Annotated in this window: 19 protein-coding genes; 13 read left to right on the top strand and 6 right to left on the bottom strand. The window is 62.2% G+C overall.

All coding sequences use genetic code 11. The features are described 5' to 3' along the window. Positions 1-5 precede the first annotated feature (5 nt). The 10 genes from J3P92_RS13305 (at position 6) to mqo (ending at position 12858) form a co-directional block, all read left to right on the top strand. Entirely contained in the window at positions 6-881 is an 876-nt protein-coding gene (locus J3P92_RS13305) for a substrate-binding periplasmic protein (protein ID WP_434647461.1), read from the top strand. A gap of 9 nt (positions 882-890) precedes the next feature. Then, positions 891-1646: a quinoprotein dehydrogenase-associated SoxYZ-like carrier gene (locus J3P92_RS13300; protein ID WP_434558882.1), complete on the top strand. Its 756-nt coding sequence runs from the start codon at positions 891-893 to the stop codon at positions 1644-1646. A 16-nt stretch (positions 1647-1662) separates the two neighbouring features. Next, on the top strand, positions 1663-2601 hold the full coding sequence (locus tag J3P92_RS13295) for a quinoprotein relay system zinc metallohydrolase 1 (protein WP_434647460.1): 939 nt from the start codon (positions 1663-1665) through the stop codon (positions 2599-2601). A gap of 280 nt (positions 2602-2881) precedes the next feature. Next, entirely contained in the window at positions 2882-4657 is a 1776-nt protein-coding gene (locus J3P92_RS13290) for a PQQ-dependent methanol/ethanol family dehydrogenase (RefSeq protein ID WP_434647458.1), read from the top strand. A 269-nt stretch (positions 4658-4926) separates the two neighbouring features. Further along, on the top strand, positions 4927-6447 hold the full coding sequence (exaC, locus tag J3P92_RS13285; RefSeq protein WP_434647456.1) for an acetaldehyde dehydrogenase ExaC: 1521 nt from the start codon (positions 4927-4929) through the stop codon (positions 6445-6447). 282 nt (positions 6448-6729) lie between these two features. After that, complete coding sequence (gene pqqA, locus J3P92_RS13280) at positions 6730-6801, top strand: pyrroloquinoline quinone precursor peptide PqqA (protein WP_003243383.1); 72 nt, start codon at positions 6730-6732, stop codon at positions 6799-6801. A 130-nt stretch (positions 6802-6931) separates the two neighbouring features. Further along, the gene (gene ercA, locus J3P92_RS13275) at positions 6932-8089 is read left to right on the top strand and encodes an alcohol dehydrogenase-like regulatory protein ErcA (RefSeq protein ID WP_434651123.1); all 1158 of its coding nucleotides are present in this window, start codon (positions 6932-6934) and stop codon (positions 8087-8089) included. Further along, a complete protein-coding gene (locus tag J3P92_RS13270) occupies positions 8073-9443 on the top strand; it encodes an ATP-binding response regulator (RefSeq protein ID WP_434647455.1) in 1371 nt (456 codons plus the stop codon). Before ercA ends, J3P92_RS13270 begins: the two co-directional genes overlap by 17 nt. A 186-nt stretch (positions 9444-9629) precedes the next feature. After that, positions 9630-10835, top strand: a complete 1206-nt coding sequence (locus tag J3P92_RS13265; protein WP_434647453.1) for a DUF1624 domain-containing protein — start codon at positions 9630-9632, stop codon at positions 10833-10835. A gap of 379 nt (positions 10836-11214) precedes the next feature. Beyond that, entirely contained in the window at positions 11215-12858 is a 1644-nt protein-coding gene (gene mqo, locus J3P92_RS13260; protein WP_434647452.1) for a malate dehydrogenase (quinone), read from the top strand. Between the two features lie 73 nt (positions 12859-12931). On the opposite strand, the gene J3P92_RS13255 is transcribed toward mqo, so the two are convergent. Continuing rightward, positions 12932-13381 (bottom strand): Rrf2 family transcriptional regulator, encoded by a 450-nt coding sequence (locus J3P92_RS13255; protein WP_434605773.1) that lies wholly within the window; start codon positions 13379-13381, stop codon positions 12932-12934. 135 nt (positions 13382-13516) lie between these two features. On the opposite strand from J3P92_RS13255, the gene J3P92_RS13250 reads away from it, so the two are divergent. Further along, positions 13517-14416, top strand: a complete 900-nt coding sequence (locus J3P92_RS13250; RefSeq protein ID WP_434647451.1) for an NAD(P)/FAD-dependent oxidoreductase — start codon at positions 13517-13519, stop codon at positions 14414-14416. Positions 14417-14419: 3 nt separating this feature from the next. Here the strand turns inward: J3P92_RS13250 and J3P92_RS13245 are convergent, their stop codons facing one another. From J3P92_RS13245 to J3P92_RS13235, 3 genes are read right to left on the bottom strand one after another with little or no spacing between them, the layout of a single operon-like run. Beyond that, positions 14420-15727 (bottom strand): CitMHS family transporter, encoded by a 1308-nt coding sequence (locus tag J3P92_RS13245; RefSeq protein ID WP_434647449.1) that lies wholly within the window; start codon positions 15725-15727, stop codon positions 14420-14422. A 54-nt stretch (positions 15728-15781) separates the two neighbouring features. Beyond that, a complete protein-coding gene (locus J3P92_RS13240; RefSeq protein ID WP_434647447.1) occupies positions 15782-16105 on the bottom strand; it encodes an AtuA-related protein in 324 nt (107 codons plus the stop codon). After that, positions 16105-17451: an acyclic terpene utilization AtuA family protein gene (locus J3P92_RS13235; RefSeq protein ID WP_434647446.1), complete on the bottom strand. Its 1347-nt coding sequence runs from the start codon at positions 17449-17451 to the stop codon at positions 16105-16107. The genes J3P92_RS13240 and J3P92_RS13235 overlap by 1 nt, the downstream gene beginning before the upstream one ends. A 101-nt stretch (positions 17452-17552) precedes the next feature. Between J3P92_RS13235 and J3P92_RS13230 the strand changes: the two genes are divergently transcribed. Further along, positions 17553-18419 carry a LysR family transcriptional regulator gene (locus J3P92_RS13230; RefSeq protein ID WP_434647443.1) on the top strand — a complete coding sequence of 289 codons (867 nt, stop codon included), beginning with the start codon at positions 17553-17555 and terminating at the stop codon, positions 18417-18419. A 104-nt stretch (positions 18420-18523) separates the two neighbouring features. On the opposite strand, the gene J3P92_RS13225 is transcribed toward J3P92_RS13230, so the two are convergent. After that, on the bottom strand, positions 18524-19375 hold the full coding sequence (locus J3P92_RS13225; RefSeq protein WP_420763905.1) for a CAP domain-containing protein: 852 nt from the start codon (positions 19373-19375) through the stop codon (positions 18524-18526). Between the two features lie 195 nt (positions 19376-19570). Next, positions 19571-20344, bottom strand: a complete 774-nt coding sequence (locus J3P92_RS13220) for an L-iditol 2-dehydrogenase (RefSeq protein ID WP_434605761.1) — start codon at positions 20342-20344, stop codon at positions 19571-19573. Positions 20345-20557: 213 nt separating this feature from the next. Between J3P92_RS13220 and J3P92_RS13215 the strand changes: the two genes are divergently transcribed. After that, the gene (locus J3P92_RS13215; RefSeq protein ID WP_420763907.1) at positions 20558-21499 is read left to right on the top strand and encodes an AraC family transcriptional regulator; all 942 of its coding nucleotides are present in this window, start codon (positions 20558-20560) and stop codon (positions 21497-21499) included. Positions 21500-21517: the final 18 nt, after the last annotated feature.

Raw genomic sequence — 21517 nt, 5'->3', positions numbered from 1 at the left:
CCGCCATGCGCCTGTTCGCCTGGGTGATGTGCAGCCTGTTGCTGTGGGGCTCGGCGGTGCAGGCGCAGGTCCGCGGCTATGACCAGATGATCGCCGACGGCGAATTGAAGGTCGCGGTCTACAAGGACTTTGCCCCCTACAGTTTCGAAGACCAGGGCCAGCCCAGGGGCGTCGACATTGAATTGGCCCAGGCCTTGGCCAAGGCCATGGGCGTGCGGCTGAAACTGATGTGGGCGCCGCCTGGCGAGAAGCTCGACGATGACCTGCGCGACTACATCTGGCGCAGCAGTCCGCTGCACGACCGGCAACTGGCCGACCTGATGATGCGAGTGCCGTACGATCACGACTATGTGCAGCGGCGCAACGACATTGGCGAACGGGAAAACGCCCAGGTCGTGATGTTCGGGCCATATCAGCAGGAGTGCTGGCAGGTGGCGTATGACCGCCGTCGATTGGCTTCGGTGGGCAGTGTCGCGGTGTTCCAGCGGCACCCCATCGGCGTCGAAGTCGATAGCGTGCCATCGTTCTACCTGACCTCGGTGTTCAACGGCATGCTCAGTGCCAAGACTCGCCATTACCCCAGCGTTGCCAAAGCCTTCGGGGCCATGCGGGCCGGCGAAGTCGATGCGGTCATGGCGATGCGCGGCGAGATCGACTGGCAAGTGCATCAGGCTGCCGACTCGCAGTTGGCCCTCGCTGAAAACGCTTATCCGAACATGGGTAAGCAGCGCTGGGAGATCGGCATGGCGGTGCATGAAAGCAACCGTCAGCTGGCCTATGCGGTGGAGGAGGCGCTGGAAGGCTTGATTCGCGACGGCAGCCTCAAGGCGGTGTATGCCCGCTATGGCCTGCGCTACGAAGTAGCGCAAATGTACCAATAGGAGCGCAGGATGAACTGGCGTGTGTTGGGGCTGCTGTTGGGCTGGCTGCCATTGATGGTTAGCGCAATCGAGCCGGGAAAGGATCCGGTGCCATCGGTGATGTGGGCCTTCTATCACAAGCAATTGCTGGCTGACGCACCGTTCGTTTTCGACGACCGGGTGCGGCTGCTGGCGCCACCTTTTGCCGAAGATGCGCGGCAGGTGCCGCTGGAAATCGATGCCAGGGCGTTCACCGGCGATGTCGTACGAGTGCTGGCGTGGGCCGAGCTCAACCCACTGCCGAAAATCGTCGACTTCCAACCTTCGGAGCGGGTGCTGCCGTGGCTGTCGATCCGCATTCGTATCGAGCAGGCCACGCCGTTACGTGCCGCCGTACAGACCCGCGACGGCCTGTGGCACGTTGGCTCGGCCTTGATCGACGCGGCCGGTGGTGGTTGCACGGCGCCCAGCGTGGTGCGCACCCAACCGGGTTGGGAAGAACACCTGGGCGAAGTGCTGGGCGGGCGCTACCCGCGTGGGGACTCGAATCGCCTGCGCTTGCAGATAGCCCATCCCATGGACAACGGCCTGGTGAGCGGCATCCCTGAGTTTTTCCTCAACCAGGCGCAACTGTTGGACGCTGACGGCAAGCTGCTGGCGCGCCTGGAGCTGTTCCCGGCGGTCAGTGAAAACCCCAACCTGGGCTTCGACATCCAAGGCCCGGGACAGACCCGCCTGGTGCTGCGAGACAACAGCGGCAACGAATTCGAGGCGGCCATTCCCTGACCACAAGGAGCGCGCCATGCGCTGGTTGTTGCTGATCTGTCTTGGACTGTGCCTGCCGGCGTGGTCCTCCAGCGATTATTCCCTCAAGCCCCGGCAGATCGCCGAGGGCACCTGGCTGCTGGAAGGCAGCACGGATAATTTCGCCAAGGCCAACGGTGGCAACATCGTCAACACGGCGTTCATCGTCACCGACGTCGGGGTGGTGGTCATCGACACCGGTCCGTCCAAGCGTTACGGCGAGGCGCTGCGCCAGGCCATCGCGGCGACGACGGACAAACCGGTGATCCAGGTGCTGCTGACCCACCATCACCCCGATCATGTGCTGGGCAACCAGGCCTTCAACGGCGTGCCTGTTGGTGCGCTGGCGGGCACCGCGGACCTGCTGCGACAGCAGGGCGATGCGATGGCGGAAAACATGTACCGGCTGGTGGGCGACTGGATGCGCGGCACCGAAGTGGTTTTGCCGACCCAGGCGCTGAGCCCCGGTACGCTGAAGGTCGGCGATCACTCGCTGCGCCTGCTTGCGTTGGCCGGGCACACCGGGGCGGACCTGGCGATCCTCGATGAAACCACCGGCGTGCTGTTTGCCGGTGATTTGGTGTTTTATGAACGGGCCCTGACCACCCCGAACAGCCCCGGCCTGGATATCTGGCTCAACGATCTGAACACGCTGCAGGCGCTGCCCTGGAAGCAGATCGTCCCCGGCCACGGCCCGGTGGCCATCGACGCCCGGCCTTTCGCACAGATGCACGATTACCTCGGCTGGCTCGACCAACTGATGCGCGAGGGCGCCGCCCGGGGCGACGACATGGCCGAAATGATCCGCAGCCCCATCCCCGAGCGCTTCGCCGGGATCAGCTTGAGCCGGTATGAGTTGATCCGCAGCGTCAGTCATCTTTACCCGCGTTATGAGCGGGCGGGGATGACGCGGGTGGATACCCAAAACCCTGACTGATCACACATCCCCGTGGCGAGGGAGCTTGCTCCCGCTGGGGCGCGCAGCGGCCCTAAGATAGCCAGTCAACATTGATAACCAGGGGGACAACAGAAGGTCTGCTGCGCAGCCCAGCGGGAGCAAGCTCCCTCGCCACGGGGTATTTGCTTACCTCTATGTGTACCAAGGAACTAGAAAACTCAACACAGCGGGCAATTGTTGGCGGCGGCCCCCGGCCCAAGAATCTGCGACAGACCGGGAAATTTTCCCGGGTATAACAATAACCGCAGAGGTAGCCGCCATGATTCATCCCGCACGTCGCCAGCCCTTCGCCGTAAGCCTGCTGCTCAGTGCCATGCTGCTGTCCGGCTCGGCCTTGGCCGCCGTGACCGACCAGGAAATTCTCCAGGACCCGAAGAATCCGCAGCAGGTCGTGACCAACGGCCTGGGCGTGCAGGGCCAGCGCTACAGCCCGCTCGATGCCCTCAATGTCGATAACATCAAGGACCTGCGTCCGGTCTGGGCGTTCTCTTTCGGCGGTGAAAAGCAGCGCGGTCAACAGGCCCAGCCCATGATCAAGGACGGGGTGATGTACCTCACCGGCTCCTACTCTCGGGTGTTTGCGGTGGATGCGCGCACCGGCAGGAAGCTCTGGCAATACGACGCGCGCTTGCCCGATGACATCCGCCCTTGCTGCGACGTGATCAACCGGGGCGTGGCGTTGTATGGCGACCTGGTGTTCTTCGGCACGCTGGACGCCAAGCTGGTGGCCCTGAACAAGGACACCGGCAAAGTGGTGTGGAGCAAGAAGGTCGCCGACCACAAGGAAGGCTATTCCATCAGCGCCGCGCCCATGGTTGTGAATGGCAAGCTCATCACCGGCGTGGCGGGGGGCGAATTCGGCGTGGTCGGCCAGATCACCGCATTCGATCCGAAAAATGGTGCGTTGCTGTGGACCCGGCCGACCGTTGAGGGCCACATGGGCTACGTCTACAAGGACGGCAAGGCCGTGGAGAACGGTATTTCCGGCGGCGAGGCGGGCAAGACCTGGCCGGGCGATCTCTGGAAAACCGGCGGCGCCGCGCCTTGGCTGGGCGGCTACTACGACCCGGAGACCAACCTGCTGCTGTTCGGCACCGGCAACCCGGCACCGTGGAACTCCCACCTGCGCCCTGGCGATAACCTTTATTCGTCGTCGCGCCTGGCCCTGAACCCGGACGATGGCACCATCAAATGGCACTTCCAGAGCACGCCCCATGACGGTTGGGACTATGACGGCGTCAACGAGCTGATCTCGTTCAACTACAAGGACGGCGGCAAAGACATCAAGGCGGCGGCGACCGCCGACCGTAACGGCTTCTTCTACGTGCTCGACCGCACCAACGGCAAGTTCATCCGCGGCTTCCCATTCGTCGACAAGATCACCTGGGCCACTGGCCTGGACAAGGATGGCCGTCCGATTTACAACGAGGCCAGCCGTCCGGGTGCGCCGGGCAGCGAGGCCAAGGGCAGCTCAGTCTTCGTCGCTCCGGCATTCCTCGGCGCGAAGAACTGGATGCCGATGGCCTACAACCAGGACACCGGTCTGTTCTACGTGCCATCCAACGAGTGGGGCATGGACATCTGGAACGAAGGCATCGCCTACAAGAAAGGCGCGGCGTTTCTCGGCGCTGGGTTCACCATCAAGCCGCTGAACGAGGATTACATCGGCGTGCTGCGGGCCATAGACCCGAAAACCGGCAAGGAAGTGTGGCGCCACAAGAACTTCGCGCCGCTGTGGGGCGGAGTGCTGACCACCAGGGGCAATCTGGTGTTCACCGGTACGCCTGAAGGGTTCTTGCAGGCGTTCAACGCCAAGACTGGGGAAAAGGTCTGGGAATTCCAGACCGGCTCCGGCGTGCTGGGCTCGCCGATCACCTGGGAAATGGACGGCGAACAGTACGTCTCCGTGGTCTCGGGTTGGGGCGGTGCGGTGCCGCTGTGGGGCGGTGAAGTGGCCAAGCGCGTGAAGGACTTCAACCAGGGCGGCATGCTCTGGACCTTCAAGTTGCCGAAGGAACTTGTCGCCAAGCGCTAAAACGTTGCCGAGAACCGTGGCGAGGGAGCTTGCTCCCGCTCGGCTGCGCAGCAGCCGCCAAAAGCGGGGAGTGCTGCGCACTCCAGCGGGAGCAAGCTCCCTCGCCACAAGGGCCTGCGCCGGCCTTGAACTTGCGCTTATTGCTTGAAACCTACGACCAAATAACGAGAGAGCCCCCTGCCAATGACGCATTCGTCCACCGCGCGGGGCTCTCTACCATCGGCCTATCGCCTGTCCCGCGACAGGCATCGACCAGGCAGAGGCCCATCATGATCTACGCACAACCCGGAACCCCAGGCGCCGTCGTTTCCTTCAAACCGCGCTATGGCAATTTCATCGGCGGCGAGTTCGTCGCGCCGGTCCACGGCGAGTATTTCACCAACACTTCGCCGGTCAATGGCGAAGTCATCGGCGAGTTTCCGCGCTCCAGCGCCGCCGACATTGACAAGGCCCTGGACGCGGCCCATGCCGCCGCCGATGCCTGGGGCAAGACGTCGGTCCAGGACCGCTCCCTGATCCTGCTGAAAATCGCTGACCGCATCGAACAGCACCTGGAAATCCTGGCGGTCAGCGAGACCTGGGACAACGGCAAGGCCGTGCGCGAAACCCTCAACGCCGACGTACCGTTGTCAGCCGACCATTTTCGCTACTTTGCCGGCTGCATTCGCGCGCAAGAGGGCGGGGCCGCCGAGATCAACGAGTTGACCACCGCCTACCATTTCCACGAGCCGCTGGGCGTGGTCGGGCAGATTATCCCGTGGAATTTCCCGCTGCTGATGGCCGCCTGGAAACTCGCCCCGGCCCTGGCCGCCGGTAACTGCATCGTGCTCAAGCCGGCGGAGCAGACGCCGCTGTCGATCACGGTGTTCGTCGAGCTGATCGCCGATCTGCTGCCGGCCGGCGTGTTGAACATCGTCCATGGTTTTGGCCGCGAGGCCGGTGAGGCCCTGGCCACCAGCAAGCGCATCGCCAAGATTGCCTTCACCGGCTCCACACCGGTGGGTTCGCACATCATGAAGTGCGCGGCCGAGAACATCATCCCGTCCACCGTGGAACTGGGCGGCAAGTCGCCGAATATCTTCTTCGAAGACATCATGCAAGCCGAGCCGGCGTTCATTGAGAAAGCGGCGGAAGGCCTGGTGCTGGCGTTCTTCAACCAGGGCGAAGTCTGCACCTGCCCATCCCGTGCCTTGGTGCAGGAATCGATCTATGCGCCGTTCATGGCCGAGGTCATGAAGAAAATCGCCAGGATCAAGCGCGGCAACCCGCTGGACACCGAGACCATGGTCGGTGCCCAAGCGTCCCAGCAGCAATACGACAAAATCCTTTCGTACCTGGACATCGCCCGGCAAGAGGGCGCCGAACTGCTTACCGGCGGCGCGGCCGAATGCCTTGAAGGAGACTTGTCGAGCGGCTATTACATCCAGCCGACCCTGCTCAAGGGCCACAACAAGATGCGCGTGTTCCAGGAAGAGATCTTCGGGCCGGTGGTGGGCGTGACCACTTTCAAGGACGAAGCCGAAGCCCTGGCGATCGCCAACGACACTGAGTTCGGCCTCGGTGCCGGCCTCTGGACCCGCGACATCAACCGTGCCTACCGCATGGGCCGGGCGATCAAGGCCGGTCGCGTCTGGACCAACTGCTACCACCTGTACCCGGCTCATGCGGCGTTCGGTGGCTACAAGAAATCCGGCGTCGGGCGTGAAACCCACAAGATGATGCTCGACCATTACCAGCAGACCAAGAATCTGTTGGTGAGCTACGACATCAATCCGCTGGGGTTCTTCTGACCCTGGGAGATAACAAGGCAGTTGCAGTGACCCTGTGGCGAGGGAGCTTGCTCCCGCTGGGCCGCGAAGCGGCCCTTTCCTTGATGCACATATTGATTGTGTGGCTGCTTATTTGGGGCTGCTGCGCAGCCCAGCGGGAGCAAGCTCCCTCGCCACAAGTGCTCGCTGCTCCAGTAGTACCAACGCACCCCACCCACCGCTTCGAAAGTAGCATTCGAGCCTTGGGCGCGGCGTGCATTAATGACCTTGCCGGAATCGCCCGGTACAAGAAGAGTAAGACCCATGTGGACTAAACCCGCGTACACCGACCTGCGTATCGGCTTTGAAGTGACGATGTACTTCGCTAACCGATGAGGCGCCGGCCCGGCCTGATGCGTTCGGGCCGGGCTCCCCATTGGTCGGATTGCATTCATGGCGGGATGCTTTAGGCTCAACGTATCCCATGACAATAACAACAGGCTTACCGATGAGCCCCCCTGAAAAAATGAGCCTCAGCCCGCTGCGCAAGTTCGTTTCCCCTGAAATCATGTTCGGCGCAGGATGTCGGCACAACGTCGGCAACTACGCCAAGACCTTCGGCGCGCGCAAGGTGTTGGTGGTGACTGATCCCGGGGTCATCGCCGCCGGTTGGGTCGGCGATGTCGAAGCCAGCCTGCAAGCCCAGGGCATCGATTACTGCCTCTACAGCGACGTCTCGCCCAACCCACGGGTCGAGGAAGTGATGCTCGGTGCCGAGACGTACCGCGAGAACCATTGCGACGTCATCGTCGCGGTCGGTGGCGGCAGCCCCATGGACTGTGGCAAGGCGATCGGGATCGTGGTTGCCCATGGCCGCAGCATCCTTGAATTCGAAGGCGTGGATACGCTGCACGTGCCCAGCCCGCCGCTGATCCTCATTCCCACCACCGCCGGCACCTCGGCCGACGTCTCGCAGTTCGTCATCATTTCCAACCAGCAGGAACGCATGAAATTTTCCATCGTCAGCAAGGCGGCGGTGCCGGACGTGTCGCTGATCGACCCGGAAACCACCCTGAGCATGGACCCGTTCCTGTCCGCCTGTACCGGTATCGACGCCCTGGTGCACGCCATCGAGGCGTTCGTCTCCACGGGCCACGGGCCGCTGACCGATCCCCATGCCCTGGAGGCAATGCGGCTGATCAACAACAACCTGGTGCAGATGATCGCCAACCCGGCGGACGTCGCCCTGCGGGAGAAGATCATGCTCGGCAGCATGCAGGCCGGGTTGGCATTCTCCAATGCGATCCTCGGCGCCGTGCATGCGATGTCCCACAGCCTGGGGGGCTTCCTCGATCTGCCCCATGGGTTGTGCAACGCAGTGTTGGTGGAACATGTGGTGGCGTTCAACTACACCTCGGCACCGGAGCGTTTCAAAGTGATTGCCGAGACCCTGGGCCTCGATTGCCGGGGCCTCAACCATCGGCAGATCCGCACCCGGTTGGTGGAGCACCTGATCGCTCTCAAGCACACCATCGGCTTCCATGAAACCCTCGGACTGCATGGCGTCAGCACGTCGGACATTCCATTCTTGTCGCAACATGCGATGGACGATCCGTGCATCCTCACCAACCCTCGAGAGTCGAGCCAGCGGGATGTCGAGGTCGTCTATGGCGAAGCCCTCTGAGGAGCAGCAAAAAGCCCTGGCAGGCTTGCTGGGGCTGGGCAACCACTCGACACGCAAAAGCCACTACCCTGAACTGGCGGCGCGCCTCGATGAGCTGGAGCAGGCCCGACGGCACCTTCAACAGCTCAATGATCAACTGGAACAACGGGTGGCCGAACGCACCGATGCGTTGCTGGAGGCCAATCACAACCTGCAGCAGCAAATTGCCCAGCGCGAGCTGGTCGAGCAACAGCTGCGAGATGCCCGGGACGCCGCCCAGGCGGCCAACCGCAGCAAGGACAAATACCTGGCCGCCGCCAGCCATGACCTGCTGCAACCACTCAACGCCGCGCGCTTGCTGATTGCGACGTTGCGCGAGCGGCAACTGCCCGCCCCGGAACACGTACTGGTGGAGCGGACCCACCAGGCGCTCGAAGGCGCCGAGGATTTGCTCACTGACCTGCTGGACATCTCCCGCCTGGATCAAGCTGCTGTCAGGCCGGACCTGGCGCCTTATCGAGTGGATGAGCTACTCGCGCCGCTGGTGTCCGAGTTCCAATCGGTGGCCGGTGCCGCGGGCCTGGAATTGCGCGTGCGGTTTGCCGATGACGCGGTACTGACGGATCTGCGATTGATCACTCGCATCCTGCGCAACCTGCTCAGCAACGCCTGCCGATACACCGACCGGGGCGGCATCCTGCTGGCGGCTCGGCGTCGGGGAGGGCGGTTGCGTCTGGAAGTCTGGGACACGGGGCGAGGCATTGCCGCCGATTGCCTGGAGTCGATCTTCCTGGAGTTCAACCAACTGGACGTCGGTCGTGCGGCGGATCGCAAGGGCGTGGGCCTGGGACTGGCGATCGTCGAACGCATTGCCCATATCCTCGGTTATCGGGTGCAGGTGCGTTCGCGGCCGGGACGCGGCTCGGTGTTCAGCATCGACGTGCCGCTGTCGGCCGAGCGGCCGCTGCCCATGTCCCAGGTCCCGGTCCAGCCAGTGGCGGGCAATCCGCTGCCGGGTCGAAGGCTGTTGGTCATCGATAACGAAGTGAGCATTCTGCAAAGCATGGCGGCGCTGCTGGAACAGTGGGGTTGTGAAGTACTGACCGCCACCGATCAAGCCGCTGCCCTCGACGTCCTGCGGGGCCGTGCCCCGGAACTGATCCTGGCGGATTTCCACCTTGATCATGGTGTGGTCGGCTGCGAGGTGGTCAGGCATCTGCGTGAGCATTTCCAGCGGGCGATTCCCGCCGTGATCATCACTGCCGACCGCAGCGACCAATGCCGCCGCGCCTTGCGCAAACTGAACGCGCCGCTGCTGAACAAACCGGTCAAGCCTGGAAAGTTGCGGGCGGTGTTGAGCCAGTTGCTCGCATAGGCCGCCGTACACAGATCCCCGTGGCCGCTGGGTCAACGGAAATGATGGGGCTGACAAGCCGCTTTGGCGAGCAGGCTCGCTCCCACAAGAACGAGGCATTTGCAGGTATTCGTGTTATGTTATCCGCTTTCATTTGGCAGGTGTTCTCATCTGCCTTGTCCGGACCACGACCGCCCGAGTACCGCTATGAGTCTATCCCCAAGCGCGACAAGCCCAGCCGCTGTCATCGCGCCGACCCTTGCATCCACCACCGCAACAGCCGCCACACGCTTGCTCGCCATCGACGCCCTGAGGGGATTCGTCATGTTGTTGATGCTGGTGGACCATGTGCGCGAAACGTTTCTTCTGCATCGTCAGGTCACTGATCCGATCGATGCCCTGAGCGTGACCCCGGACCTGTTTTTCACCCGTTTGCTCAGCACGCTGTGCGCGCCGGTGTTCATCTTCCTTACCGGTTTGTCGGCATGGCTCTACAGCCAGAAACACACCGCCGGCCAGACCTCGGTGTTCCTGCTCAAGCGCGGTCTGTTTCTGGTGTTTCTGGAACTGACGTTCGTGTGTTTCGCGTGGAACGCCGAGTTTCCGCCGAAGACGCTGTGGTTGCAGGTGATCTGGTGCATCGGGATCTGCATGATCGTCCTGGCGGCGCTGCTGCATTTCAAGCGCAGCTGGCTGATTGTGCTTGGGGTCGCCATCGTCGCTGGGCACAACCTGCTGGACGGTATCGTGCTCGGGCCGGATTCACCGTTTTTCGTGCCGTGGTCGATTCTTCACCAGCGGGCGTTCATCGACATCACCGAGTTCACCCGGGCCCGCACCACCTATCCGGTGCTGCCATGGATCGGCGTGATCCTGCTGGGTTGGGGTATCGGGCCATGGTTCGCCAAGGACGTGGAGCCCGCCGTGCGCCTGCGGCGGTTGTTCATGGTCGGCCTTGGCTTATTGATCGCCTTCGCGTTGATCCGCTATGTCAATGTCTACGGTGATAAACCCTGGGTCCAGACCGGTGATGGGTTGCGCACATTCATGAGTTTCATGAGTGCGACGAAATATCCGCCGTCGTTGATGTTTCTCATGCCGACGCTGGGGCTGGGCTTGATCCTGCTGGCCCTGTTCGAAAAAGCCCAGGAGCGGGGGAGCATCGCGAAACTGGCGATCTACGGCGGCGCGCCGATGTTTTTCTACTTGCTGCACCTCTACGTGCTGAAGGCCATGTACCTGGTTGCGGTCGCCTTGTGGGGAGCCAACCAGGGCGCGTATTTCGGCTTCGATCACTTGCCAATGGTCTGGTTGTGGAGCGTTATGCTGGCCGTCGTGCTGTTTTTTCCAACACGTTGGTTCGCCGCCTTGAAACAACGCCGTCGCGATATCTCGCTCCTCAAGTACCTCTGATTTGGCGAAACCGCGATATTTGCGGGACGCAACCGAGCCATTAAAACGCCGCCATTTGGTCGGCGTTTTTGCCTGGAATGTAAAAATACGCTTCGGTCTGTTTGGTTCATTCTGTAAACTCCCCCCCGCTGCGACAATCGGGCACGGCCACGCCGGGCCCGATCCAGACCGTTTTGCAGTGTCCCTCACCCAGCTGAAGCCAAGACCTACAAGAAGTCAGCGCCGGAGAGACATAAATGTGAGGCCGATATGCTCGGCCCCTGTAGGTCCATCCTCCAGTCCACTCGATACCCGCCCGCCGGCCTTGCCGCAATGGGGTGTGGTTGATGCTTGAACGAAATCGGAGGACGGAATGGCGTTCCATCCTAGGGATACACACATGTTGAAGAAAACACACACGGCGCTATTGGGCCTGGCGATGGCGATGGGTCTTGCGACCACGCACGCCGCCGAGCCGAAAAAAGTGGATGTCTTGCTCATTGGTGGCGGCATCATGAGTTCGACCCTCGGCGTCTGGCTCAATGAGCTGGAGCCGGGCTGGACCATGGAAATGATCGAGCGCCTGGACGGTGTTGCCGAAGAAAGCTCCAACGGCTGGAACAACGCCGGTACCGGTCACTCCGCGCTGGCCGAGCTGAACTACACGCCGGAAGACAAGAACGGTAAGGTCGAGATCGTCAAGGCCATCGAGATCAACGAAGCGTTCCAGATCTCCCGTCAGTTCTGGTCCTGGCAGGTCAAGAACGGTGTGCTGAAGAACCCGCGCTCGTTCATCAACTCCACGCCGCACATGAGCTTCGTCTGGGGTGATGACAACATCGCGTTCCTGAAGAAGCGCTACGACGCGCTCCAGGCCAGCCCGCTGTTCGCCGGCATGCAGTACTCCGAGGATCCGGCGCAGATCAGTAAATGGGTTCCGCTGATGATGCAAGGGCGTGACCCGAGCCAGAAAGTCGCGGCCACCTGGAGTCCGCTGGGTACCGACGTGAACTTCGGCGAAATCACCCGTCAGTTCGCAGCTCACCTGCAATCCAAGCCGAACTTCTCCCTCAAGCTTTCCAGCGAAGTGGAAGACATCACCCGCAACGAAGACGGCACCTGGCGCGTTTCGTACAAGAACCTCAAAGACGGGACCGAAACCGAGACCGACGCCAAGTTCGTGTTCATCGGTGCCGGTGGCGGCGCGCTGCACCTGCTGCAGAAGGCTGACATTCCAGAAGCCCGTGAATACGCCGGTTTCCCGGTGGGTGGTTCGTTCCTTGTGACCGAAAACCCGACCATCGCTCAGCTGCACCTGGCCAAAGCCTACGGCAAGGCTTCGGTTGGCGCGCCGCCGATGTCGGTGCCGCACCTGGACACCCGCGTGCTTGATGGCAAGCGCGTGATCCTGTTTGGCCCGTTCGCGACGTTCTCCACCAAGTTCCTGAAGAACGGTTCGTACTTTGACCTGCTGACCAGCACCACGACCCACAACGTGTGGCCGATGACCAAGGTCGGTATCGAACAGTACCCGCTGGTGGAATACCTCGCCGGTCAGCTGATGCTGTCGGACGAAGACCGCTTCAATGCTCTGAAAGAGTATTTCCCGGACGCCAAGCAGGAAGACTGGCGCCTGTGGCAAGCCGGCCAGCGCGTGCAGATCATCAAGCGTGACGAAGAGAAGGGCGGCGTGCTGAAACTCGGCACTGAAGTCGTCGCTTCCCAGGACAGCAGCATCGCCGGCCTGCTGGGCGCCTCGCCAGGTGCCTCGACCGCTGCGCCGATCATGCTGACCGTGCTTGAAAAAGTCTTCAAGGACAAAGTCGCCACCCCGGCCTGGCAGGAAAAACTGCGCCAGATCGTACCGAGCTACGGCACCAAGCTGAACGAAAGCCCTGAGCGTGTTGCGCAGGAATGGGCCTACACCAGCGAAGTGCTGCAACTGGACCCGCCACCGGCTATCGGCAAGGCTGGCACCGTTGTAGCTCCGGCCCAGCCGGCTGCTGCCCGGGAATCCAATCCAGCGGCTGACATGGCGCTGTAAACCGGACGCTGTCTGGTCAGGTAAAAAAACGCCGCTCATTGAGCGGCGCTTTTTTATGTGCGTGCGCCAGGAATCAGAGGTGACGCTCGACCTTGGGCTCGTCCCGAAACCGCGTATCAAAATCCTCCGCCAACTGGGCCAACGTGATACTGCCCAGACGCTCAAGCAACAACGCCTGGGCCTCATCGAACGCATCCGTCAGCGCCGCATTCACCGCTTGTTCAACCAGGCATTGCGGATGATCAGTGGACAGGCCGATGGCGAAAATCGACGTGCTGCCCAACGCCTGATGAATGTCCAGCAGCGTCATCTCCGCCAACGGTTTGGCCAGGCTCCATCCACCGCGATGGCCTTTCTCCGAAGTGACGTAACCCCGTTCCTTGAGCAACGCCATGGTTCGGCGTACCACGACCGGGTTGGTACCCAGCATCTGGGCGAGGGTGTCGGAGGTCGCCGATTGCTGGTGGCGATCCATATGAATCAAGACGTGCAGCATGCGCGATAGGCGGGTGTCGTTTCTCATGGGCGGGTCCGAAGGTAAATCTGCGCGGAGTATCGCCTGTAATCGCAAAAGTTACGAGACCATTGACAGGCGCTTTTCAAGAAACATACGATGTTTCGAGAAAATCCCACTCCTTCGAAAAATGGAGATCGCCCCATGGAACACGACATCATCATCGCTGGCGGCAGCTACGCCGGCCTGTCCGCTGGCCTCCAATTGGCCCGCGCCCGTCAAAGGGTGCTGGTAATCGACGCCGACCAGCGTCGCAACCGGTTTGCAGCGACTTCCCATGGTTTCCTCGGACAGGACGGCCGCGCGCCGGGTGACATTGCCAGTGACGCCCGTGCCCAACTCATGGCTTACCCGACCGTGGAATGGCTGTCGGATAGCGCGATCCACGCCACCCGCGACGCGGACGGCTTCGTCGTCGAAACGGCCCGGGGACAACGCTACAGTGCCAAACGCCTGTTGCTCGCCACCGGCGTGATCGATGAGTTGCCCGATGTGCCAGGATTGAGGGAGCGTTGGGGAAAAAACGTTTTCCATTGCCCGTACTGTCATGGCTATGAATTGGAGCAAGGGCCGATTGGTGTGCTGGCGACGTCGCCGATGTCGCTGCACCATGCCTTGATGCTGCCCGACTGGGGCCCGACGACGTTTTTCACCAATGGTGTGTTCGAGCCTGACCGTGAGCAACAGGACAGCCTGGCGCAACGCGGTGTGACCTTGGTGCCGGAACGTGTCGAACGTATTGAAGGCGATCGGGCCAATGTGGTGTTGGCGGACGGGCGAGTGATCGCCATTGAAGGCCTGTTTGTCTTGCCGCATACCCGCGTTGCCAGTTCCCTTGCCAGATCCCTGGGTTGCAACTTTGAAGAAGGCCCGCTCGGGGCGTTCATCCAGGCCGACCCGATGACCCGGGAAACCAGCATTCCCGGGGTGTTTGCTTGTGGCGACGCGGCGATGCCGTTCGGCTCGGTCGCGCTGGCCGTTGGTGATGGGGTGAGGGCGGGCTCCGGGGTGCATCGGTCGTTGATCTTCCAGACCCACCCTTGAAACTCAGACCTGTACCGCGCCGGTTGCCACGGCGAAAGCGAGCATCACCAGGCTGACGCCCCAGGCCCAGAAAAACGTATAGGCCATGTGCTTGCGCAGTTCGACGCCGGACAGCGCAAGCGCCAGGTAGACGCTGGGCACCACCGGGCTGATGGAGAACCCGGTGTTCTCGCCGATCAACATGGCCCGGGCGACCGCTTCGAGGGGAACGCCGGCCGCGGCGGCCACGTCCCTGATCACCGGTAGCAGGGCGAAATAATAGGCGTCCGGCGAAAAAATCATGCCCAGGGGCACGCCGAAGAAACCGACGATCACGTGCAGGTATTGGGCAGAACCCGCGGGCAGGATATCGATCAGCGCCAAGGCCATGCCGTCGGACATCTTCGCGCCGGAGAGCACGCCCAGCAGGACGGCGGCAGCCATCATCACCAGGACCATCTGCAGTGCATCGGATGCATGAGCCTTGAGGCGTTCGGCCTGGGCGTCCAGGGATGGGAAATTCAGCGGCAGGGCGATGCCCAGTCCCACCATGAAACACGCATACAAAGGGAAAATACCGGTGAACAGGCACACCAGAATGCCACCGGTCAGGGCCACGTTCAGCCAGTAGCGCGGCTCCCGGGGAGAAAGACTGAATTCGCGATCCTGGGTTTGCAGACCATCTACATCACACGTTGCGGCCGCCCCCAGCGACATCGGTTGGCGACGCTGCGCGCGCATACCCAATATCGTCGCCACCCCAAGCATGCACACCAGGCCCACCATCTGCACCGGCAGCAAGCCCAGCCACAGCTCGGTGGCGTCCAGGCCCGACACCGCGGCGGCGCGGGCGGTCGTGCCGCCCCAAGGCACCATATTGATGACGCCCGCCGTGGTGCCCACCAGACACAGCAACATCGCCGGGCTCATGTTCAAGCGTTTGTACAAGGGCAGCAGCGCCGGGATAGTCAGCAGGAACGTGGCGGCGCCCACGCCATCCAGGTGCACCACCGACGTCACCAATACGGTCACCAACGCCACAGCCAGGGGTTTGCCGCCCGTGCTGCGGATCAGCAGGTTGACCAGAGGATCGAACAACCCCCGGTCACGCATGATGCCAAAGAACAGGATGGCAAACAGGAAGAGCGCGGCAGTCGGCGCAACCGTGATCAGGCCGGCCTTGATGAATTCGCCAATCTGCCCGAGATTGAACCCCGCGAGCAGACAAACGATCACGGGAAGGGTGGTGAACGCCACCACCGGGCTGATCCTGCGCAGCAATATCAGTCCGATGATGGCAAGCATCATCAAAAAACCCAGGGTTGTAATCATGTTGCAGCCTCTCTTTTTATTCTTGTCGGATGGTTCGGGCGGGCGAAGGATCGGTCAGTCTCGCGGGCCTGGCAGGTGCAGGGCCAACAGCAGATAGCTCAAGCTCTTGCCGTGGCGGTCCAGGCCGCAACTGCGGTTCACGCCGCCCTCCAGGGCGTCTTCAAGGACAAAATTCAGTGCATTGAGGTTCGGCAGTTCATAGCGATGCACCATGGAAGGCCGCCGCGTGGCGAATTGCTCGGCCACCCGTTCGCAGGTCAGCTCCCGCAGCAACCAGGCGTAGTGGGCCGCGTCATGGGGAAACACCGCGATGCTGAGAATGTTGCCTTTGTCGCCGGCACGGGCGTGGGCAAAATCGGCGAGCGTGACGAGGTTCATCAGTACCACTCCAGGGTTGTATGGATTTCACCGCGCGGCAGCAGGAAACTGCGAGTGGTGACGGCCTCGACGAGGTGTCGCCGAACGCCACCGCCGCCGGCTGGCCCGTTGGTGTAGAGCGATTCCACCTCGGCCAACAGCACTTCGAGCAACGACCGGTCGGTGTGGGTCAGGCCGATGCGCACGCGCACATCTTCGAGGGCTGGTGCCTGGGCGAGTTGCTTTTGCAGATAGCGACCGCCCTGGTCGTTGAACAGGCTGGCGACGCCGGAAAGATCGATCCAGGGCTGTACGCCTGGCGCCAACCGGTCGAAACGCTCCAGCAGGATTTCTCGCGCCAATGCCGCACGCGCCACGGCGCCGGGGCCGGCATAGGATATTTCCGCCTCGCCGAACCAGAGGCCACGCACGCCCGCCAATCCTTTGAGCGTGTCAGGACGCGGATGGCCGAGCAGGCCGCTGATCTCCACACGGTCGTCGCCCAAGTCCTGCACGCGTGCTTCGCCCAGATCCAGTACAACATCCGGCGTCAGGTAGCGGCGAGGGTCGTGGACTTCGTAAAGAAGCTGCTCCTTCACGGTCTGCTCGCTGACCCGGCCGCCGCTGTGGCGGGTCTTGCCCAGGATCAAGCGGCCGTCCTCGTGGATTTCGGCAATCGGACAACCGAGATTGACCGGGTCTGGAATGTCTTTCATCCCGGGATGAGCAAAATAACCGCCGGTGACCTGGGTACAGCACTCCAACAGATGGCCGGCCGCCGTGGCGACGGCGATTTTCTGCCAATCGTCGGCGCTCCAACCCAACCCATGACGAATCGCGCCTACCGCCAGCGAAGGGTCGGCTACACGGCCACAAAGAACGATGCCGGCACCGCCGGTCAACGCCTGGACGATACCGTCGGCGCCGGTGTAGACGTTCACGGAGACAGGCTGTTGAGTATCGGACGACAGCCATCGCTTATAGCGCGGCGGTGTTTCTTCAAGCAGGTCGTCGCCGAGCACGCAGGCAATTTTCAGCCCAGGGAAACGACCGGCCAATGCACCGCGCAGTCGCTGGGCGGCCGCCCTCGGGTTGGCGGCGCCGCCGTTGGTGATGATCGGGATCCCGGCTTCGATGCAAAGGTCCAGCATGGGCTCGAGAAAATCGAACAACCGGGCGGAATAACCGGCCTGTGAATTGAGGCGCTTGCGCAGTTGCGCTTCGGCCAGGGTCCGCTCCGCCAGCAGCTCAAGCATGATGTACCGCTGGCCGCTGCGTTGTGCCAGGTCCTGGGCCAGTCGCAGGGCCGCGTCTGGCCGGTCATTGGCGAAACCGGCGCCACACCCGACGAGAATTGTTTTTGTCATGTCCGTTTTCCACTGAAGGGTGGCCCTATAGTGGAGAGGCTGGATTGTTCTGTGAATTTTAAAGGTAGAATCAATTGATCCATTAATTTTATGAGCGGGCCATGAACGTATCCTTCCGCCAGCTGCGTGCGTTTATCCTGATCGCTGAAACGTCCAGCTTTACCCGCACCGCCGAACAGCTGCACCTGTCCCAGCCGGCGCTGAGCTACAGCATCCGCAAACTCGAAGAAAGCATGGGCCTGCAATTGCTCGCGCGAAACACCCGCAGCGTCGAGCTGACCCCGGCCGGCGAGCATTTCCTGCCCCAGGCCCGGCGCATGCTTCGGGACATGGACGATGCCGTGCGCGACGCCCGCGACACCCTCAGCTTGAGCCGGGGCACGCTCAGGCTCGCAGCGTTGCCGACCGCTGCCGCGTCGTTCCTGCCGGTGGTCATCGCTTCTTTCCAGCGTGAGCATCCGGGCGTGAACGTGCATCTGCTGGATGGCCGAGCGGGGGAAATCATGGGCTGGGTGCAGCGCGGCGAGGTGGATGCCGGCATCAGTTCACTGCCGGACGACCTGTCTGGCTTGAGCTTCGAGCGCCTTTTGGATGACAACCTTGTGCTGCTGAGCCACAAGGATCATCAACGCGATTGGACGCAGCAGCCTTATATCGCCCTGACGCCGGACACCAGCATCCGGCCGTTGGCTGACGCTGCGTTGCGTTACCTGAACGTCGATCCGTTGCCTGCCTGGGAAGTGGCGCATATGAGCACCGCCACGGCTTTGGTGCGGGAAGGGCTGGGATTCTCGCTGTTGCCGGCCAGTTGCACGGCGGTGTTCAACATCGGCGAGCAATGCGCCGTCACCGCCATCGATCAACCGGCAAAACGTTCGATTGGTCTGCTGCAGCGCAAGCCAGTAGCCCCGTCACCGTCGTTGAGCCAGTTCATGGGGCATGTGCGGCAGGTATTGCGGCTGGAATGAGGGCCGATGCGCGGCCTTCGCGAGCAGGCTCGCTTCCACAGGGGAAAACCGCAATCCATGTGGGAGCGAGCCTGCTCGCGAAGGCGCAAGGTCGATCAATACAATTACTGAGTGCCAAACATCGCCGTCCAATAGATCCCCGCATCGCTCTTCGGGTCCACCGCATACCCGGCGCCCAGTTCGCGATATTGCGGATTCATCAGGTTGGCGCAGTGCCCCGGACTTGCCAGCCAGCCGTCCACTACCTTCAGCGCGGTGTCCTGGCCGGCGGCGATGTTTTCGCCGATGGCCTGGCCCAGGTAACCCGCCAATTCAGCGCGATCGCCCGGCATGCGTCCGTCACGGTCCTTGTGATCGAAGAAATTGTTGTTGGCCATGGCCCGGGTGTGATTGACAGCGGCCAGGGCCAGCGTGGCGTTCCAGGCCAGCGGCGTCGTGGCGCTGAACGCATCGGTGCCGCAGCGGCGCGGCTGTGCGCGGGCGCTGTTGATCAGTTTGAGCAATTTCTGCCCTTCGGCCTGCCAATCACCCAGGCGCGCCGATAACAGCGGGCGGGCGAGCACGATGCGCCACTCACGGTCCAGGCGACTGACGCCGATATCGACAAATTGTGGGTCCAGCACAACTTGGCAGAAGCTTTCCTGTACAGCCTTCATTGCCGCTTGGGCGTCGCGCGGCCCGGACAGGCTGATGGCTTGCACGTTGACCATCGGGTAGGCCGCCCGCGCCAACGCCTGTTGCAGATCGCCGATGCCATTGGCCGACAGGATCAACCGCGAATCCATCGCCAGCGGTGGCAATTCCAGGGACGCCTGGCCCGCGCAGCTTTGGGACTGGCTGCGGTAGAGGTTGATGGACTCGACCAGTTGCGTCTCCTCGGTGGCTGCGGCGCTGGTGGCAAACGCCAGTCCCAGCGACAGCGCGGCAAGACGCATGACGGAAAAAATGGCACGCATGTAAATCTCCCTTGAGCGGACGGCGCCTATGATGCGCAATTTTTGCCCCGCTGGGGCAACGGTATTCACGCTCTCTTGAAATCCCTTGCAACGGCACCGTTTGGTACCGTTTGGGACGATCCTCAAGTAGTCGGATCAATTTTCAGGCGATTAGGTCCATTTTCGTCGTCTCAAGGCCATAAAACTTCCAGCGCGTCAGCTCATCCAGTTGCCTCCGTCGACGTTGTAGGTCTGTGCCACCACGTATTCGCTTTCCGCCGACGCCAGGAAAATCGCCATGCCGACCAGGTCCTGGGCCGTGCCCATCCGGCCATACGGGACCTGTTGCCCGACCAGCCGCTTCTTTTCTCCCAACGGCAGGTTCTCATGGCGCGCGAACAGCGCGTCGACGCCGTCCCAATGTTCGCCGTCCACCACGCCAGGGGCGATGGCGTTGACGTTGATCCGGTGTTTGATCAAGTCCAGCCCGGCGGACTGGGTCAGGCTGATCACGGCAGCCTTGGAGGCACAATAGACCGCCACCAGGGCCTCGCCGCGCCGGCCGGCCTGGCTTGCCATGTTGATGATCTTGCCGCCGTGGCCCTGGCTGATCATCTGCCGAGCGGCGGCCTGCAAGGTGAACAACGTGCCGGCGACATTGATGGAAAACAGCCGTTCGTAGCTCTGGCGCGTGATTTCGACGACGGGCGCGAGGTCGAACAGGGCCGCGTTGTTGATTAGGATATCCAGCTTGCCCGCACGGGCCACGACTGCGTCGATGGCGCCATCGATTGACGCCTGGTCAGTCACGTCCATCTTGACCGCAAAGGCGCTGTCGCCCAGTTCAGTGGCGGTGGCTTTGGCACGCTCGAGGTCGATATCGGCAATCGCCACCGTCGCGCCTTCGTTGATATAGGCCTGGGCAAACGTGCGTCCGATGCCGCGGGCGGCGCCGGTCACCAGGGCGCTTTTTCCTTCCAGTCGTTTCATGGGGAAGTCCTGTCATTGTTAGGGGCAGACCGATTACAGCAGCGCGGGCGGAAGCCGACAAACGCCAGTGGGGCTGAAAGCTGATACTTTTTTAACGCGATCGACTACCCCAGCGTCCGTGTTAAAAAAGTATCGGTGCGCGGTCGCGACGACGCTGGCGAGGCCCTAGGCACTCGGCGTAAGGTGCCCGCAATAACGAGAAAGAGGCGCGACATGCCTGACCACCGAACGCTGCTGTACGATCACCGGCCTGCCGAGCTGGAAGTCATCCTGACCGAGCCCGAGCACAGTTTTCGCTGGTACGAACACGATTATCCCTATCCGCTGGCACGCTGGAACCATCATCCGGAGTTTGAAATCCACCTGATCCGCCAGGGCAGCGGCAGGTTGCTGGTCGGTGACTACATGGGCCCTTTCGGGCCAGGCCATGTGGCGATGATCGGGCCGGATTTGCCTCACGACTGGATCGGCGATGTCGCACCCGGGGAGCAGTTGGTCGGGCGCGACGTGGTGTTGCAGTTCGACGGTGCCACGCTGTTGTCGTTGCGCCGGACCTTACCTGAACTGGGGGATCTGCAGCGATTGTTCGAGCGGGCCAGACGTGGCCTGGCCTTTAGCGGCGGCACTGCGCGCCGTGCCGCGCAACTGCTCGAAGCGATCGGCCCGGCCAGGGGGCTGGCGCGACTGGCGCTGTTTCTCGAACTGCTCGACACCCTTGGCCATGCCGGCGACGGCGAGGCCTCATGCCTGGCCAGTCCTTGCTATGCGCCGGTCCTTGACGCGCGCAGCTCGGAGCGCATCCAAAAAGCGTTCGAATACCTGCAAGCCGAACTCACGGGCGACCTGCGCGTGTCAGAGATCGCCCAGCAACTGGGCATGAGCGAGCCCGGGTTCTCTCGGTTCTTCAAACGCATCACCGGGCACGGGTTCATCGACCTGACGCGCAAGCTCCGGGTCCAGCGCGCCTGCCGGTTGCTGTCGCAGAGCGAAATGGCGGTGACCGACATCTGTTTTGAAGTCGGTTACAACAACCTGTCCAACTTCAATCGGCACTTTCGCGTCGAGATGAACCAGACGCCCAGCGAGTATCGCCACAGCCTCGAGGCAGGCTCGCCACATCCCGTCACGCAATCGCATTCGACAGACCGCACCTGAATCTGCGTTCATGGCCGG

The sequence above is a fragment of the Pseudomonas sp. D3-27 genome (assembly GCF_051132165.1).
In the GTDB taxonomy this organism is placed as follows: Bacteria; Pseudomonadota; Gammaproteobacteria; order Pseudomonadales; family Pseudomonadaceae; genus Aquipseudomonas.
The sequence above is the reverse complement of the archived record's forward strand: the minus strand, read 5'-3'. Positions and strand labels throughout refer to the sequence as shown.